Here is a 16,169-nt window from a genome sequence, read left to right as displayed (position 1 = left end):
ATCCAGCGCAAGTGGAGCATCACCCTGGCACGCATCGAGTCCTTCCCCAACACCTGCTCGCAGCGGCTTCGACACTGACAACAAGATTCCATGGCCCTCAAAAAATCCCAGCTCTACAGCAAGCTCTGGCAGTCGTGCGACGAACTGCGCGGCGGCATGGATGCCAGCCAGTACAAGGACTATGTGCTGACGCTGCTGTTCGTCAAGTACGTGTCCGACAAGTACGCCGCCGCACCGAATGCGCTGATCGACGTGCCGCCCGGTGCACGCTTCGCCGACATGGTGGCCGCCAAAGGCGACAAGGAGATCGGCGACCGCATCAACATCATCATCGGCAAGCTCGCGAAGGCCAACGACAGCCTGAGCGGCGCCATCAACGTCGCCGACTTCAATGACGAAGAGAAGCTTGGCAAGGGCAAGGAGATGGTGGACCGCCTCTCCAAGCTGGTGGCCATCTTCGAAGGCCTGGACTTCGGCCGCAACCGCGCCGAAGGGGACGACCTACTGGGCGACGCCTACGAATACTTGATGCGGCACTTCGCCACCGAGTCGGGCAAGAGCAAGGGCCAGTTCTATACGCCGGCCGAAGTCTCGCGCGTGATGGCGCAGGTGATCGGGCTGGACAAGGCCACGTCGGCCACGCAGAGCATCTACGACCCTACCTGCGGATCAGGCTCGCTGCTGCTGAAGGCGCACGATCTGGCCAAGAGCCGCACCGGCCACGACCTGACCATCTACGGGCAGGAGATGGACAACGCCACGTCGGCGCTGGCGCGCATGAACATGGTGCTGCACGACTGCCCCACGGCCGAGATCTGGCCCGCCAACTCGCTGAGCAGCCCGCATTTCAAGGACGAGCGCAACGCGCTGCGGCTGAAGGCCTTCGACTACGTGGTGGCCAACCCGCCCTTCTCGCAGAAGAACTGGACCAGTGGGCTGGACCCGGCGAACGACCTGTACGGCCGCTTTGGCTTCAAGGAGCACGACTGGGGAGTGCCGCCGCCGAAGAACGGCGACTACGCCTTCCTGCTGCACATCCTGACGAGCTTGAAGAGCACCGGCCGCGGCGCAGTGATCCTGCCGCATGGCGTGCTGTTCCGCGGCGGTGCCGAAGGGGCCATCCGCAAGAAGCTGGTGCGGCAGGGCGTGATCCTGGCGCTGGTGGGCCTGCCTGCCAACCTGTTCTACGGCACCGGCATCCCGGCCTGCATCGTGGTGCTGGACAAGGCCGGCAGCGCGGGCCGCCGCGGCATCTTCATGATCGACGCCAGCAAGGGCTACATCAAGGACGGCAACAAGAACCGGCTGCGCGCGCAGGACATGCACCGCATCGTCGACACCTTCCACCGCCAGATGGAGCAGCCGCGCTACTCGCGCATGGTGCCAGTGGCGGAGATCGAAGCCAACGACTTCAACCTGAACCTGCCGCGCTACATCGACACGAGCGAGCCCGAAGACCTGCAGGACATCGAGGCGCACCTGTTGGGCGGCATCCCCGACCGTGACCTGGACGCGCTGGCCGGCTACTGGCAAGTGCTGCCCGGTGTGCGCGCGCAGTTGTTCAAGTCGGCCGGCCGCCCAGGCTACAGCCGGCTGTTGGTGGAGCCGGCGCAGGTGAAGGCCACGATCTTCGGGCACCCGGAATTCACGGCCTTCCGGCAGCAGGTGCAGGCGCGCTTCGAGGCCTGGCGCACGGCGCAGCGGCCCGGCCTCGTCGCCCTCAAGCCTGGTGACTCACCCAAGCACCTGGTCGAGACGCTGTCCGAGGCCTTGCTCGCTGCCTTCCAGGGCGCACCGCTGCTCGACGCCTACGACGTCTACCAGCGGCTGATGGACTACTGGGAAGAGACGATGAACGACGACGCCTGGGCCATCACGCTGGATGGCTGGCAGGCGCTGACCGATGGCAAGCCGAACTTCGACTTGATCCCCGAGCACCTTGTGATCGCGCGCTACTTCGCCAAGGAGCAGGCGCAGGTGGATGCGCTGGAAGCCGAGCGCGATGCGGTGACGCTGGAGCTGGAAGAGCTGATCGAGGAGCACGGCGCTGACGATGGGCCGCTGGACGAGGCCAAGAACGACAAGGGAAAGGTCACCGCCAAGGGCGTGAAGGACCGGTTGCGCGAGATTCGTGGCGACAAGGACGCCGACGAGGAGCGTACCGTGCTGGAGAAGTTGCAGGCGCTGTTTGACAAAGAGGCGGCGGCGGGCAAGAAGCTCAAGGATGCGCAGAAGGCGCTGTCGGCGAAGGTGCTGTTGAAGTTTGGGGAACTCACCGCCGACGAGGTCAAGGTACTCGTCGTCGAAGACAAGTGGCTCGCGGCTCTTCAAGCGAACGTTCGAGAAGAGCAGGATTCGGTTAGCCGCGCGCTGACAGGGCGACTCTCGCAGCTGGTCGAACGGTACTCGTCACCGCTCTCGGGGTTGACCGTTGAGGTCGAGGCAAGTACTGCACGAGTGGAGACTCACCTGGCACATGTTCAGCACTTGCTGTCGGGTCGGTTGCGACTTCCAGGATTCAGCGGCTCCTGGGTCTGGCGAAAGCTCGGGGACATCGCCCATATCAAGACTGGCTCGAGGAACAACCAAGACAAGGTCGAAGGTGGCCAGTACCCGTTCTTCGTCCGTTCAGCGCAAGTCGAGCGTATCAACAGCTATTCGCACGACTGCGAGGCAATTCTGGTCCCCGGAGAGGGCGGGATCGGCAGCATCTTCCATTACATCAACGGTCGCTTTGATGTGCACCAGCGGGTCTACGCGATTACTCGGTTCGCTGATGATGTGAGCGGCCGTTACGTGCACCTCTACATGACACTCCACTTTGGAGCGCACGCGCTGCGCAACTCGGTGAAGGCGACGGTCGACTCACTGAGGCTTCCGACATTCAAGGCCTTCGAGGTGTACCTCCCGCCGACCCGACAAGAGCAGGAGGCGATTGCCGAAGTGCTGTCCGACATCGAGAACGAGGTTGCCGCCCTGGAAGCCCGCCGCGAGAAAGCTCGCCTGCTCAAGCAGGGCATGATGCAGGCCTTGCTGACAGGCCGGAGCCAGCTGGTGTGACCACACCGAGCTTCGGGAGCGTCAAGCCTCTCGATGGCTCAGGTTGGCGAAGTTCCACTCGTCGGTGGCCCGGGTCTCCTGCCAGGTGAAGACGGCACCGGACACCACCTCGCTTCGGTCCGTGTTCACCTCGATGCCGTCGCAGCCCGCCAAGGCGGCGACGAATCGCGTGAAGGCGTCGTAGATGGCGGCGCGGCCCGGCACGTCTGCATCCCAGACGTTTTCGTCGACCACGAAGAACACGACCATGTGGTACGGCTGGTCGGCCGGCAGCTCCTCGTCGCGTTCCTCGATCGCCACCCTGACTTCGGCGATGTCATCGACCAGCGGGGTCAGCGCCTCCAGCAGTGCCGGCTTGGCGCCGCGCAGCCGCCGCTCGAGTTCATCGGGCCACGAGGGCCGCGCCGCGCGCAGCGCGTACCACGCCAGCAGTCGCCGGGCAGCGTCGACGCTGAGGCGTCGCGCCGGGTCGGGTTCATGCTGGGTGAACCACTCGCGAGGGACGATGTACCGATCGCCGATGGCGTGCGCGGTCAGCACCAGGTCCTTGTGCGTCCCGGGGTTCGGACGGAAGTCGATCTGACGTGTGGACCGCAGATCGACGAACTCCTTGCGCGGTTTGCCTTCGCGCCGGTGGGCATGAAGGACTTCGACGAAGGGTTCGGCCTCGAACTTGCTGGCGACGATGTCGCAGGTTTGCGAGACGACCAGCAGCCAGTCGTCGTCTCCGATCGCCGCCGCGGCTTGCCCCGGACGACTCAGGTGCGGAGCGAGGCCGGGCAGCAAAGCGGCCGGCAAGACGGAGCCCGTCTGCCAGCCTCGTTGCGCCACGTCATCGCCGAACGCCACGGTCTGTGCCCTTCACTCATCGCTCGGCAGCGAGCGGATGGAGGGTCGCCGCTTGAAGCCCGCCTCGGCCAGCAGCTGGCTGCGCGTCTTGGGCTGCGTCTGCAGCTTGGCCGTCAGCTCGTCGAACGCCGCATTCACCGCGGCCTCGCTGATGGCATCTGCGGCGAGTAGCTCGAAGACCGTGCGCCCGTTGGCCAGTGGCTCGTGTGCCACGGCCCGCAGTGGCGCCGCTGACTGCGCTTGCCATGCCTTGGCAATTCGCTCGACAGTGTCGAGACGCTGACGTTTGGCTTCCTGCAGGCGCACGTCCTGTGAGGGGTCTAGCCACTTGTAGAGCTGCGGCCTGGACAGGTTCAGCGCTGCCGCGAGGTCCTGCATGGTCAGCCCGAGGACGGCCTGGATCGCCACGAGACGCTGAACGCGGCGCTGAGCCTCGGCCTGGAGGTCTCGGGCTTCACGGGTCTGCGGTTTGGCGCTCTTGTCAGCTGTCTTGGCAGCAGCGTCCAGAAACGCCTTGCGGGTCGACTCGGCCCAGTGGGTCCATGTCGTTCCAGCTGCATCGACGAGCAGGTCGTCAACCTCTTCCAGTGCCGTGGTGGACCAGCTGGTCTGCACCGGCGCGCAGCGAGTGGCGGCCGTCATCCCGCCGCTGAAGACCGCCACCAGGCCGCCGATCTTGACGATTCCCGAGGACTGCAGCTCCGGAACCCACACAGCCACGAACTGGTTCGACGCAGCGTCCAGACGTTCAGCCTCGTCGATGATTGCGCCGGGTCGGCGTTGCCGCAGGGCGGCCTCGCGTGCGGCGTAGTGCCTGGGCTGGATGACTTCGCTCACATCCACTCCTTTTGGGCAAGGGGGGACATCGCTGCCTTGAAGGTGGCCGACGTGAGCTTCTGCATGCTCTTGTAGTGTGTCAGCAGAGCGTCGGCTTCGAACACTTGGCCGACCTCGCGGATGCAGTCCGTATCCACGAAGCCGATCGATTGATTTGCTTTCAGGCGCGCCTCGGCGTGCATCATGACGGCGGGCTTGGCCAGGGGCAGCGCGTTGAAGTCGGGCGGCAGCAGCATGCCTTGCGGCGAAGGCGCGCCGGCGCGAAGGTTGACGATGCTGCCGTCGAATTGGAAGGCGGCCGCCCACATGGAGCCCGTGCACTGCGCACCCTCGGGGACGATGCCCTGCAGGCCGCTCACGAGGTAGTCGCCCGGCGCGTTTCCATCGGTCGGGACGATGAGATCGACGTACCGAAGCCCTGCGCGCTCGACGTATGCACCCAGGTCGGCTTGCTGAACGATGTTCAGCACCTCGGCCCAGCGCCCGAGGAAATCGGACGAGTGCAGGTAGCCCGTGGCATGGAGCGAGATGGCTCGGATGCCAAACTGGACGGCATGCCGCTGGTCGCCCGACATCAACTGCCACAGCGTCTGTGCGCTGGGCTTGGCGCCCTCGACGATGGCGATCTCCTTGGCCTCAAGCGTGCGCGGGAAGCTGCTGCGCAGCCGATCCTGCAGACCGGGCACCTTGCCGGCCAGCGAGTAGTAGGGCGAGATCACCAGCTCCGCGACGACGTAGACAAGCGGTGGCTGGCGCCACGTGCCGAGCGCGGTGGTGGTCATGGTGGCTCCTGGGGCGGGTGGCAACCTTTCTCTCCGGAAAGGCTGGAAGTAGTTTACAGATAAGTTGACACTGAGGGCGCCGGGTTTGTTCCGCCTCCCGTGATTGAGTGCCGAGAGCGGCAGCGCAGCGGCTGAGCTTTATCTTGTTTTATCTGGATTCCGATAATTTGCGGTGGGCACCTCGCCGCGACTGATAGCCGTCTATTCGCACTTATGCGACAGGAGTCGCATAAGGTCGCATAAGTCGCTATAGTGGCGCCGACCATGGACAAGATCCGCAACCCTTTCTCGCCGGGCGCGGGCTCGCCGCCGCCGGAGCTGGCGGGCCGCGAAGGCATTCTGGAGCAGGCTCAGGTGTTGTTCGGGCGCGTGCTGGCCAAGCGGCCCGAGAAGAGCTTGCTGCTGACCGGCCTGCGGGGCGTAGGCAAGACGGTGCTGCTCAACCAGATCGAGCGCATTGCCCTGGCCGAGGGCTTCCGCACCATCCTTGTCGAGGCGCACGAAGGCAAGCCGCTGGCCGTGCTGCTGGCGCCCCACCTGCGCCGCCTGCTGTTCGATCTGGACCGGGTGAAGGCGGCTGGCGACAAGGTGCGCCGCGGCCTGGGCGTGCTGCGCAGCTTCATCGGCGCCATCAAAGTGAAGGTGGGCGATCTGGACATCGGGCTGGATATCGAGCCCGAGCCCGGTTCCGCCGACAGCGGTGACCTGGAAGTCGATCTGCCCAATCTGTTCGTGGCCGTGGGCGAGGCGGCGCAGGAGCGAGGCGCGGCCGTCGCCATCTTGATCGACGAGATCCAGTACTTCAGCACGGAGGAGCTGAGTGCACTGATCATGGCCATGCACCGCATGCAGCAGCGTCAGCTGCCGCTGGTGCTGGTGGGCGCGGGCTTGCCGATCCTGCCCGGGCTGGCCGGCGAGTCGAAGTCGTACGCCGAGCGGCTGTTCAACTTCCCCGCCGTGGGGCCGTTGCCTGAGCCCGACGCTGCGCGGGCGCTGCAGGACCCCGTGCAGGCGGAGGGCGTAGCGTTCGACCTCGATGCGCTGCACGAGATCTTCAGGCTGACGCAGGGCTACCCGTACTTTCTGCAGGAGTGGGGCTACCAGGCCTGGAACCACGCAGCGGCCTCGCCCATTGGCGCAGACGTGATCCGCGAAACAAGCGCGCTGGTGTCGCAGCGCCTCGACGAAAATTTCTTCCGCGTGCGCTTCGATCGGCTGACGCCGCGCGAGAAGACCTACCTGCGAGCCATGGCTGAACTGGGCGAAGGCCCCTACCGCACCGGCGACATCGCCGACAAGCTGGGCGTGAAGACCACGAGCCTGGCGCCGGTGCGCGCCAACCTGATCAAGAAGGGCATGGTCTATAGCCCGTCGCACGGGGAGATGGCTTTCACCGTACCGCTATTCGATGCCTTCATGCGGCGCGCGATGCCGCGCTTCGAGCCCTGACGGCGAGGTCACCATGCCCAGCGTCGGCCAGATCGAGAAGAAGACGCAAGAGCGGGTGCTGGCGCTGCTGAGCCAGCGCCTGGGCTATACCTACCTGGGCGACTGGATCGACCGGCCGGCTAATTCGAACATCGAGCCCGAACGCCTGAAGGCCTGGCTCGCCAGCCAGGGCGTGAGCGACACGCTGGCCGCGCGGGCCTTGTTCGAGCTGCAGAAGGCGGCCAACGACACCAGCAAGAGCCTCTACGACCGCAACCATGCCGTCTACCGCCTGCTGCGCTACGGCGTGAAGGTGCGGCCCGAGGCGGGCGAGAACACCGTCACCGTGTGGCTGGTGAGCTGGGCGGATGCGCTGGCCAACGACTTCGGGGTGGCCGAGGAAGTGACCGTCCCCGGCGGAGACCTGACCAGTGGAGCCAAGGCCAGCACCAAGCGGCCTGACGTGGTGCTGTACGTCAACGGCATCGCGCTGGGTGTGCTGGAGCTGAAGCGTTCCACGGTGTCGGTGTCCGAAGGCATCCGCCAGAACCTGGACAACCAGAAGAAGGAGTTCATCCAACCCTTCTTCTCGACGATGCAGTGGGTGATGGCCGGCAACGACACCGAAGGTCTGCGCTACGCCGCCATCGAGACGCCCGAGAAGTATTGGCTCTCGTGGGTTGAAGAGACCGGCGAGTTCGCCGACGAGCCCAACCTGCTGGACCGGCACCTGCTGCAGCTGTGCGCGAAGCACCGGTTCCTGCAGCTGATCCACGACTTCATCGTCTTCGATGCCGGCATCAAGAAGGTGTGCCGGCAGAACCAGTACTTCGGCGTGGTAGCGGCGCAGGAGTTCATCCGCAGGCGCGAGGGCGGGATCATCTGGCACACCCAAGGCAGCGGCAAATCGCTGACGATGGTGTGGCTGGCCAAGTGGATCCGCGAAAACCGTTCGGGTGCCCGCGTGCTCATCATCACCGACCGCACCGAGCTGGACGAGCAGATCGAGAAGGTGTTCCTCGGCGTCAGCGAGAACATCTACCGCACGAAGAGCGGGGCCGATCTGATCACGACGCTCGGCCAGGCCGAAGAGTCGCTGATCTGCACGCTGGTGCACAAGTTCGGCGGCAAGGACGATGACGACGCGGCGGATGGCGCGGCGGCCACCAAGGCCTTTGTCGAGGCGCTGCGCAGGGTGCCCCCAGGGTGGAAGGCGCAGGGCGACCTGCATGTCTTCGTCGACGAGTGCCACCGGACCCAAAGCGGTGACCTGCACAAGGCCATGAAGGGGCTGCTGCCCAGCGCACTCTTCATCGGCTTCACAGGCACCCCGCTGTTGAAGGCAGACAAGGCGCGCAGCATCGAGGTGTTCGGGCGCTACATCCACACCTACAAGTTCGACCAGGCGGTGCGTGAAGGCGTGGTGCTCGACCTGCGCTATGAGGCGCGGGACATCGAGCAGTCCATCACCGCGCAGAAGAAGATCGACGAGTGGTTCGAGGCCAAGACCAAGGGCCTGAACGACCTGGCCAAGGCGCAGCTGAAGCAGAAGTGGGGCACGATGCAACGCGTGCTCTCCAGCCAGTCGCGGCTGGAGAAGATCGTGGCCGACATCCTGCTGGACATGAGCACCCGGCCGCGCCTGATGGACGGCCACGGCAACGCGATGCTGGTGGCCGGCAGCATCTATGAGGCGTGCAAGTTCTACGAGCTGTTCGCGAAAACCGAGTTGAAGGGCAAGTGCGCCATCGTCACCAGCTACATGCCCACGACGGCCGATGCCAAGGGTGAAGCCGCGGGCGAGGGCGAGACGGACAACCTGCGCAAGTACCAGGTCTACCGGCAGATGCTGGCCGACTGGTTCAACGAGCCTGAGGACGTGGCGGCCGGGAAAGCCGAACTGTTCGAGAAGCAGGCCAAGAAGCGCTTCATCGAGCAGCCCGGGCAGCTGAAGCTGCTGATCGTGGTGGACAAACTGCTGACCGGGTTCGACTCGCCACCGGCCACCTACCTGTACATCGACAAGAGGATACAGGACCACGGCCTGTTCCAAGCCATCTGCCGCGTGAACCGGCTCGACGGTGAAGACAAACCCTACGGCTACATCATCGACTACAAGGATCTGTTCAAGCCGCTGGAAGGCGCTGTGCGCGACTACACCAGCGGTGCGTTCGACGCCTTCGACGAGGACGATGTGAAGGGCCTGCTCAAGGACCGCCTGGCCGAGGCGCGGCAGGACCTGGAGGAAGCCCGCGAGGCCATCAAGGCGTTGTGTGAGCCCGTGCTGCAGCCGAGGGATTCCGCCGCCTACATGCGTTTCTTCTGCGCTGTGGAGTCAGGCAACGCTGAGCATCTGAAGGCCAACGAGCCCAAGCGGCTGAAGCTCTACAAGTTCGCCGCGACGCTCCTGCGCACCTACGCGGCGCTGGCCAGTGAACTTGAAGCTGCAGGCTACGCGGCTGCCGACGTGCAGACGATCAAGGCCGAGGTGGACCACTTCACCAAGGTGCGTGACGAAGTGCGGTTGGCCAGCGGGGACTACATCGACCTGAAGGCCTTCGAGCCGGCGATGCGGTTCCTGATCGACACCTACATCCGCGCCGAGGAGAGCGAGAAGATCTCGGCCTTCGACGACCTGTCGCTGATCCAGCTGATCGTCGATCGTGGCGCTGCAGCGGTCGACGCGCTGCCTGCCTCGATTCGCAAGAACGAGACGGCCGTGGCCGAGACGATCGAGAACAACGTTCGGCGCCTGATCGTCAAGGAGTCGCCGGTGGACCCGGCGTACTACGAGAAGATGTCTAAGCTGCTCGACGCGCTGATCGCTCAGCGGCGCCAGGGGGTGATCGACTACAAGAAGTACCTGGACGAGATCGCGGCACTGACCAAGGCAGCCACGACGCCGGGCGGCGCGCCGGTCACCTACCCGCCTGCGCTGGACACACCGGCGAAACGGGCGCTGTACAACAACCTGGGCAAGGACGGCACGTTGGCCCTGGCGGTCGACGCTGCGTTGCAGACGAGCCGTCAGGACGGTTGGCGGTCCAACGCGATGAAGCTTAAGCGCGTGCGCGCAGCGATCCATGCCGTGATGACGAAGCATGCGGCGCGATTGGCCGAGCCGGAGCCGGGGCAGGCGCAGGAGACGCCGCAAGGGTCGCTCGGCGTGTCGCCCGCCGACATCGACGCTGCGACCGACAAGGTGCTCGAACTGGCCAAGAACCAGCATGAGTACTGAGACCGTGCTAAAGGTGGCCGGCCTCACGATCAACGTGGTGCGCAAGGACATCAAGAACCTGCACCTGGGCGTCTATCCGCCGGCAGGGCGCGTGCGGGTGGCAGCGCCGCTGGTGATCAGCGACGAGGCGGTGCGCCTCGCGGTGATCGACAAGCTGGCGTGGATCAAGTTGCAGCGCTCGAGATTCGAGCAGCAGCCGCGCCAGTCTGAACGCGAGATGGCGGTGGGCGAAAGCCACTACGTCTTCGGCCGCCGCTACAGGCTGCGGGTGCACGAGGCCGAGGGCACGCCGCGAGTGGCGGTGCGAGGTATCGCTTCGCTCGATCTCTTCGTGCGCCCGGGAGCGAGCCAAGCACAGCGGGCAGCCGTGCTGGACCGCTGGTACCGGGAGCAGCTGAAGGCATTGGTGGCGCCGATGTTCACCACATGGCAGGACAAGCTTGGCGTCCAGGCCAGCGCCTGGGGCGTGAAGCGGATGAAGACGAAGTGGGGCAGTTGCACTCCGGCCAGCCGCCGTGTTTGGCTGAACTCCGAACTGGCCAAGAAGCCGGTCGAGTGCATCGAGTACATCGTCGTGCACGAGCTGCTGCACCTGGCCGAGCCCAACCACGGCGAGCGCTTCGTGGCGCTCATGAATCGTCGCCTCCCACGCTGGGCGGCGACGCAGAAACGGCTGAACGCGGCGCCGCTCGGGCACGAGGAATGGAACTTCTGATCCGGCCGGTTGGCTGGCAGCCACCCTTGGCCGCACCTGACCGTTGCCAGAGGTGCCGATGCTGTTGACGGAACTGGGCACGGGCGAGATACCGGAGGTCTATCGCCGGTTCGCCGAGTTTGTCGGCGAGGCCCACTGGCGCAACAGGGTCAGGAAGATCAAGGACGAGATCCGAGGTAATCGCTTTCTTGGGGAGTTTCTGAGGCACGAGAACGCCCTGTCCTTTCAACTCGAGCACCTGCGGGAGCTTCAGGCCCGCTACGGCAGCATCCCGGCGTGGGAAGTCAACAATCGCGAGATCTATCCGGCGATGAGCTTCGCGGCCCAGGTGCTATCGCTGGCGCAGGTGTCCCCAAGGCCGCTCGCCGAGCAACTTCGGCGTCGCGTTCACGACGCCTTCAACAAGCCTGAGGCCATGCGAGCCCTGCGGCTTGAGTTGAGTGCCGCGACGCACTTCGCACGTCGTGCACGGAGGTTGACGTGGCCGGAGATGACAGGTGGCGGTACGTTCGATTTGCTCGTCGATGACGTTGGCCCCGATGGCCTGGAAGTGGAGTGCAAGTCAATCGGAGAAGACAAGGGTCGCAAGGTCCACAAGCGCGAAGCGTTGGACTTCTATGGGCTGCTGTGGTCCCACATCCACCCAACGATCAAGGGCCTGCGAACGGGCCTGTCCGCTGTCTTGACGCTGCACGGCAGACTGCCCGAGCGGCATGCCCAACGCGTCGATCTCGCACGAAGCTTCGCGAGGGCGATCTTCGCCGGCAAAGGGACGGTGCTGCCAGACGGCTCGGGCGTGCGCATCAGCGAGTTCGATCCCGCCGTCCTGGGCGATATTCCAAACGGTGTCCAACCCTCGGAGGTTCGTGCCGCCATCGACCAGGTCAGCGAGACGCGAAACCGCCAAACAATGGTTGTCGGTACCCACGCGGGAGGTGCGTTGGCGCTGACTCTGCAGAGCTCGCAAGACGATGCGCTGCTCAAGGCCGTCTTCGACACGCTCAGCGACTCGGCCCGCCGGCAGCTCACTGGGACCCGCGGTGCGATGTTTCTGGTTGGTCTCCATGGCATTGGCGGTGATCAACTCCTGTCGGTCGCGCAGCAAGACCAAGACGCCAGCCAGACGCCTACGGCCCTTCGGATTGCGGTCAGCCGGTTCCTGAGTGGTGCGGGCCGGGATCACGTGGTGGGCGTCGGTTTCCTGAGCGAGAGCGGACTCCAGCCGCTGGAGGCTGGGCTGGTTGAATCGGGTGGCACCGCCTACTACTTCCCGAAGCGGGAGAGCCCGAAGTGGTCCGATGACTTCAATGGCCTCTTCACCTGGAACCGCACACATGCCCAAATCGGGGCCGAGGTCCTGGGGAGGTCTCCGTGAGCCCGGCGGGCCCGGCGCACTTGCCCACGATCGTCCGACAGTGGCGCGAGGTGGCTGTATGGGAACGGGCCTGGGTCCTAAGCCGCAACGGGAGATCTCCTTTTCAAGGGCGTCTCGCGTGCCCGGCCATAATGTGACCATGTCTGCGATCCGTCCGATCACCGCAGCGCGCACAGGTTGGCGTTGGCGCAAGCCATCAGCCTGACCATTCCTATGCGCCCCCAGCGGGCGCGTGAAGTCCGCACCCAGCACGTCGCGCCGGCTTCGCCAGCGACAGAAAAAGCGGGTATCAAAGCGGGTACCAAACGTGGATGTCCAACAAAACATCCAACGAAATCAATAGGATAGAGCGCAAATGCTGCTGATGATCGACAACTACGACAGCTTCACCTTCAACCTGGTGCAGTACTTCTGCGAGCTGGGCGAGGACGTGAAGGTGTTCCGCAACGACGAGATCACGCCGGCGCAGATCGAAGCGCTGCGGCCCGACCGCCTCGTGCTGTCGCCGGGGCCGTGCTCGCCGGCGGAGGCCGGCATCTGCGTCGAGGCCATCCGTCACTTCGCCGGCCGCTTGCCGATCCTGGGGGTGTGCCTGGGCCACCAGGCCATCGGCGCGGCGCTCGGCGGCGACATCGTGCGTGCGCAGGTGCAGATGCATGGCAAGGCCAGCACGATCAGCACCGACCAGCGCGGTGTCTATGCCGGGCTGCCGAGGAGCTTCGACGTGATCCGCTACCACTCGCTGGCGATCCAGCGCGAGACGCTGCCGGCGGAGCTGGAGATCACGTCGACCACGCCGGACGGCGAGATCATGGGTGTGCGCCACAGGACGCTGGCCATCGAGGGCGTGCAGTTCCACCCCGAATCGATCCTGACCGAGCATGGGCACGCGATGCTGAAGAACTTCCTGGAGGGCGCGCGATGATCACGGATACCGCTGCGTTGCAACGCACGATCGAGCACCGAGAGATCTTCCACGACGAGATGCTGCACCTGATGCGACGCATCATGAGCGGCGAGATGTCGCCGGTGATGATCGCCGCGCTGATGACCGGCCTGCGCGTCAAGAAGGAGACGATCGGCGAGATCGCCGCGGCTGCCCAGGTGATGCGCGAGTTCGCGACGCCGGTCGCGGTGGCCGACACCGCCGGGCTGGTGGACCTGTGCGGCACCGGCGGCGACGCCGCGCACACCTTCAACATATCGACGGCGGCGATGTTCGTCGCCGCGGCGGCCGGCGCGCGCGTGGCCAAGCACGGCGGGCGCAGCGTGTCGTCGACCTCGGGCAGCGCCGACGTGCTGGAGGCGCTGGGCGCGCGTATCGACCTGAAGCCCGAGCAGGTGGGTGCCTGTCTGGCCGAGACCGGCATCGGCTTCATGTTCGCGCCCAACCACCACCCGGCGATGAAGCACGCCGGCCCGATCCGCAAGGAGCTGGGCGTGCGCACGATCTTCAACATCCTGGGCCCGCTCACCAACCCGGCCGGCGCGCCGAATCAGCTGATGGGCGTGTTCCATCCCGACCTGGTCGGTATCCAGGTCCGCGTGCTGCAGCGCCTGGGCTCGCAGCACGTGCTGGTGGTCTACGGCATGAACGGCATGGACGAGATCTCGCTTTCGGGCGAAACCCAGGTCGGCGAGCTGAAAGCCGGCGAGGTGCGCGAGTACACGGTGCACCCGAGCGACTTCGGCATGCCGGTCTACGACACGCGCGTGCTCAAGGTGGCCGGCAAGGACGAGTCGGTCGCCGCGATCCGCCGTGCGCTGGCCAACGAGGACGGACCGGTGCGCGACATCGTGCTGCTCAACGCCGGCGCGGCGCTCTACACCGCCGATGTCGCCGCGTCGATCACCGAGGGGGTGAAGCGCGCCCGCGAGGCCGTGGCTTCGGGGGCGGCGGCAAGGAAGCTCGAGCAGTTCGTCGCGACCACGCAGAAGCTGACGGGATGAGCCGCGCATGAGCGACATCCTGGACAAGATCGTCGCGGTCAAGCGTGACGAGATCGCGGCGGCGAAGAAGCGCCGCTCGCTGGCCTCGCTGCGCGAGGAGGCGGAGTCGGCCGAGGCGCGCGCCGGCCTGCGCGACTTCGCCGGCGCCCTGCGCGCCCGCATCGCGGCCGGCCGGCCGGCGGTGATCGCCGAGGTCAAGAAGGCCAGCCCGAGCAAAGGCGTGTTGCGCGAGCACTTCGTGCCCGCAGCCATCGCCGAGAGCTATGCGAAGCACGGTGCGGCCTGCTTGAGCGTGCTGACCGACGAGCGCTTCTTCCAGGGCGCTGCCGTCTACCTGCAGCAGGCGCGTGCCGCCTGCGAGCTGCCGGTGCTGCGCAAGGACTTCATGGTCGACGACTACCAGGTCTTCGAGGCGCGCGCGATGGGGGCGGACTGCATCCTGTTGATCGTCGCCTGCCTGGACGATGCGCGCATGGCCGACCTGGAGGCGGTGGCGCAGGCGCTGGGCCTCGCAGTCCTGGTCGAGGTGCACGACGGCGTCGAGCTCGACCGCGCGCTGCGGCTGAAGACGCCGCTGCTCGGCATCAACAACCGCAACCTGCGCAGCTTCGAGGTGACGCTGGACACCACGCTCGGGCTGCTGCCGCAGGTGCCGGCCGACCGCTTGCTGGTGACCGAAAGCGGCATCCTGGCGCCCGCCGACGTGCAGCGCATGCGCGCAGCGAACGTCCACGCCTTCCTCGTCGGCGAGGCCTTCATGCGCGCGCCGGACCCGGGCGTGGCGCTGGCGGCGCTGTTCGGCTGATGCGCCGGTGAGCGGGACCCGGCTCGAACTGCCGCTGGATCGGGCCTTCGACGCGGTCCCGGGCGGCTGGCGGGCCGTGACCGAGGCCTTCCGGGCCAGCCCGGTGGGGCGCCGTCTCATCGAGTTCGTCGATGCGCGCGTCGACGCCGGGGCCGCCGTCTACCCGCCCGAACCCCTGCGGGCGTTGGCCCTGACGCCGCTGGAGTCGGTCCGGGTCGTGATCCTGGGTCAGGATCCGTATCACGGGGTAGGCCAGGCGGAAGGACTGGCGTTCTCGGTCCCGGCCGGCGTGAAGCCGCCACCCAGCCTGCGCAACATCTTCAAGGAACTGCAGCGCGACCTCGGATTGCCGCCACCGACCCAGGGAAGTCTGCTTCCGTGGGCACGCCGTGGCGTCCTGCTGCTCAATACCTGCCTGACCGTCGAGGATGGGAAGCCAGCCAGTCATGCCAATCTAGGATGGGAAGTGCTCACTGACATTTTGATCGACGGCGTCGTGCGTCTGCCGCAGCCGGTCGCCTTCCTGCTCTGGGGAACGCATGCCCAGGCCAAGGCCGGGCGGCTATCCGGCAGCGTGCACAGGGCCTGGCTGGCGAACCATCCGTCGCCCTTGTCGGCGATGCGCCCGCCGCGGCCCTTCATCGGCTGCGGACACTTCTCGGCGGCGACGGGCTTCCTGGAGGGCGCCGGCCATCGCGTCGACTGGGCCTTGCGCCCTGCGGGATCGGCTTGTGAGCCGACACCCTCGTGATATAGTCGCGGGCTCGTCCCGGAGGGGTGCCCGAGTGGCTAAAGGGGGCAGACTGTAAATCTGTTGGCTTACGCCTACGCTGGTTCGAATCCAGCCTCCTCCACCAGGGCGAACCGAGTCGAAGCGGGTCTTGTGAAGCGTTGGCGAAAGCGAGTTTTCAGGGCTGTGGCGGGGCCACGGCGGCTCCCAGGGCGGGAGTAGTTCAATGGTAGAACCCCAGCCTTCCAAGCTGATGACGCGGGTTCGATTCCCGTCTCCCGCTCCATTCCGGATCATCGTTAGTGTTGTGCGCACAGGCCGCCGATGGCGGGCGCAGACCAGTAACGATGCCCATGTGGCTCAGTGGTAGAGCACTCCCTTGGTAAGGGAGAGGTCGCGC

General features: G+C 65.9%; 12 protein-coding genes and 2 tRNA genes. 11 read left to right on the top strand and 3 right to left on the bottom strand.

Annotated features, from left to right (window positions below):
• The first annotated feature begins 90 nt into the window (after positions 1 to 90).
• Positions 91 to 3,060, top strand: coding sequence for a type I restriction-modification system subunit M (locus tag QZV97_RS08925; protein WP_295641339.1), 2,970 nt, complete (start codon positions 91 to 93; stop codon positions 3,058 to 3,060).
• A 21-nt stretch (positions 3,061 to 3,081) separates the two neighbouring features.
• Here the strand turns inward: QZV97_RS08925 and QZV97_RS08920 are convergent, their stop codons facing one another.
• From QZV97_RS08920 to QZV97_RS08910, 3 genes are read right to left on the bottom strand one after another with little or no spacing between them, the layout of a single operon-like run.
• Entirely contained in the window at positions 3,082 to 3,909 is an 828-nt protein-coding gene (locus tag QZV97_RS08920; RefSeq protein ID WP_295641337.1) for a hypothetical protein, read from the bottom strand.
• A gap of 12 nt (positions 3,910 to 3,921) precedes the next feature.
• Positions 3,922 to 4,746 (bottom strand): helix-turn-helix transcriptional regulator, encoded by an 825-nt coding sequence (locus tag QZV97_RS08915; RefSeq protein ID WP_295641335.1) that lies wholly within the window; start codon positions 4,744 to 4,746, stop codon positions 3,922 to 3,924.
• Positions 4,743 to 5,528 carry a TIGR04255 family protein gene (locus tag QZV97_RS08910; protein ID WP_295641333.1) on the bottom strand — a complete coding sequence of 262 codons (786 nt, stop codon included), beginning with the start codon at positions 5,526 to 5,528 and terminating at the stop codon, positions 4,743 to 4,745. Before QZV97_RS08910 ends, QZV97_RS08915 begins: the two co-directional genes overlap by 4 nt.
• A 264-nt stretch (positions 5,529 to 5,792) precedes the next feature.
• Between QZV97_RS08910 and QZV97_RS08905 the strand changes: the two genes are divergently transcribed.
• From QZV97_RS08905 to QZV97_RS08860, 10 genes are all read left to right on the top strand, one after another.
• Positions 5,793 to 6,977 (top strand): AAA family ATPase, encoded by a 1,185-nt coding sequence (locus QZV97_RS08905; RefSeq protein ID WP_295641331.1) that lies wholly within the window; start codon positions 5,793 to 5,795, stop codon positions 6,975 to 6,977.
• Between the two features lie 13 nt (positions 6,978 to 6,990).
• Positions 6,991 to 10,194 (top strand): HsdR family type I site-specific deoxyribonuclease, encoded by a 3,204-nt coding sequence (locus QZV97_RS08900; RefSeq protein ID WP_295641329.1) that lies wholly within the window; start codon positions 6,991 to 6,993, stop codon positions 10,192 to 10,194.
• Positions 10,184 to 10,909, top strand: coding sequence for a SprT family zinc-dependent metalloprotease (locus tag QZV97_RS08895; RefSeq protein WP_295641326.1), 726 nt, complete (start codon positions 10,184 to 10,186; stop codon positions 10,907 to 10,909). Before QZV97_RS08900 ends, QZV97_RS08895 begins: the two co-directional genes overlap by 11 nt.
• Before the next feature lie 58 nt (positions 10,910 to 10,967).
• Positions 10,968 to 12,284 (top strand): hypothetical protein, encoded by a 1,317-nt coding sequence (locus QZV97_RS08890; RefSeq protein ID WP_295641325.1) that lies wholly within the window; start codon positions 10,968 to 10,970, stop codon positions 12,282 to 12,284.
• Between the two features lie 355 nt (positions 12,285 to 12,639).
• Positions 12,640 to 13,209, top strand: coding sequence for an aminodeoxychorismate/anthranilate synthase component II (locus QZV97_RS08885; RefSeq protein WP_295641323.1), 570 nt, complete (start codon positions 12,640 to 12,642; stop codon positions 13,207 to 13,209).
• A complete protein-coding gene (gene trpD, locus QZV97_RS08880; protein ID WP_295641321.1) occupies positions 13,206 to 14,234 on the top strand; it encodes an anthranilate phosphoribosyltransferase in 1,029 nt (342 codons plus the stop codon). The genes QZV97_RS08885 and trpD overlap by 4 nt, the downstream gene beginning before the upstream one ends.
• Before the next feature lie 7 nt (positions 14,235 to 14,241).
• Complete coding sequence (trpC, locus tag QZV97_RS08875) at positions 14,242 to 15,039, top strand: indole-3-glycerol phosphate synthase TrpC (protein ID WP_295641319.1); 798 nt, start codon at positions 14,242 to 14,244, stop codon at positions 15,037 to 15,039.
• A gap of 7 nt (positions 15,040 to 15,046) precedes the next feature.
• Positions 15,047 to 15,790, top strand: coding sequence for a uracil-DNA glycosylase (locus tag QZV97_RS08870; protein ID WP_295641317.1), 744 nt, complete (start codon positions 15,047 to 15,049; stop codon positions 15,788 to 15,790).
• A 20-nt stretch (positions 15,791 to 15,810) separates the two neighbouring features.
• A tRNA-Tyr gene (locus QZV97_RS08865) sits at positions 15,811 to 15,896 on the top strand.
• A gap of 85 nt (positions 15,897 to 15,981) precedes the next feature.
• Positions 15,982 to 16,055 (top strand) — tRNA-Gly (locus tag QZV97_RS08860).
• Positions 16,056 to 16,169 lie beyond the last annotated feature (114 nt).

Source organism: uncultured Methylibium sp. (genome assembly GCF_902826655.1).
In the GTDB taxonomy this organism is placed as follows: Bacteria; Pseudomonadota; Gammaproteobacteria; order Burkholderiales; family Burkholderiaceae_C; genus Methylibium.
Note: the sequence above shows the minus strand (reverse complement) of the source record. Positions and strands in the feature narration are given on the sequence as shown.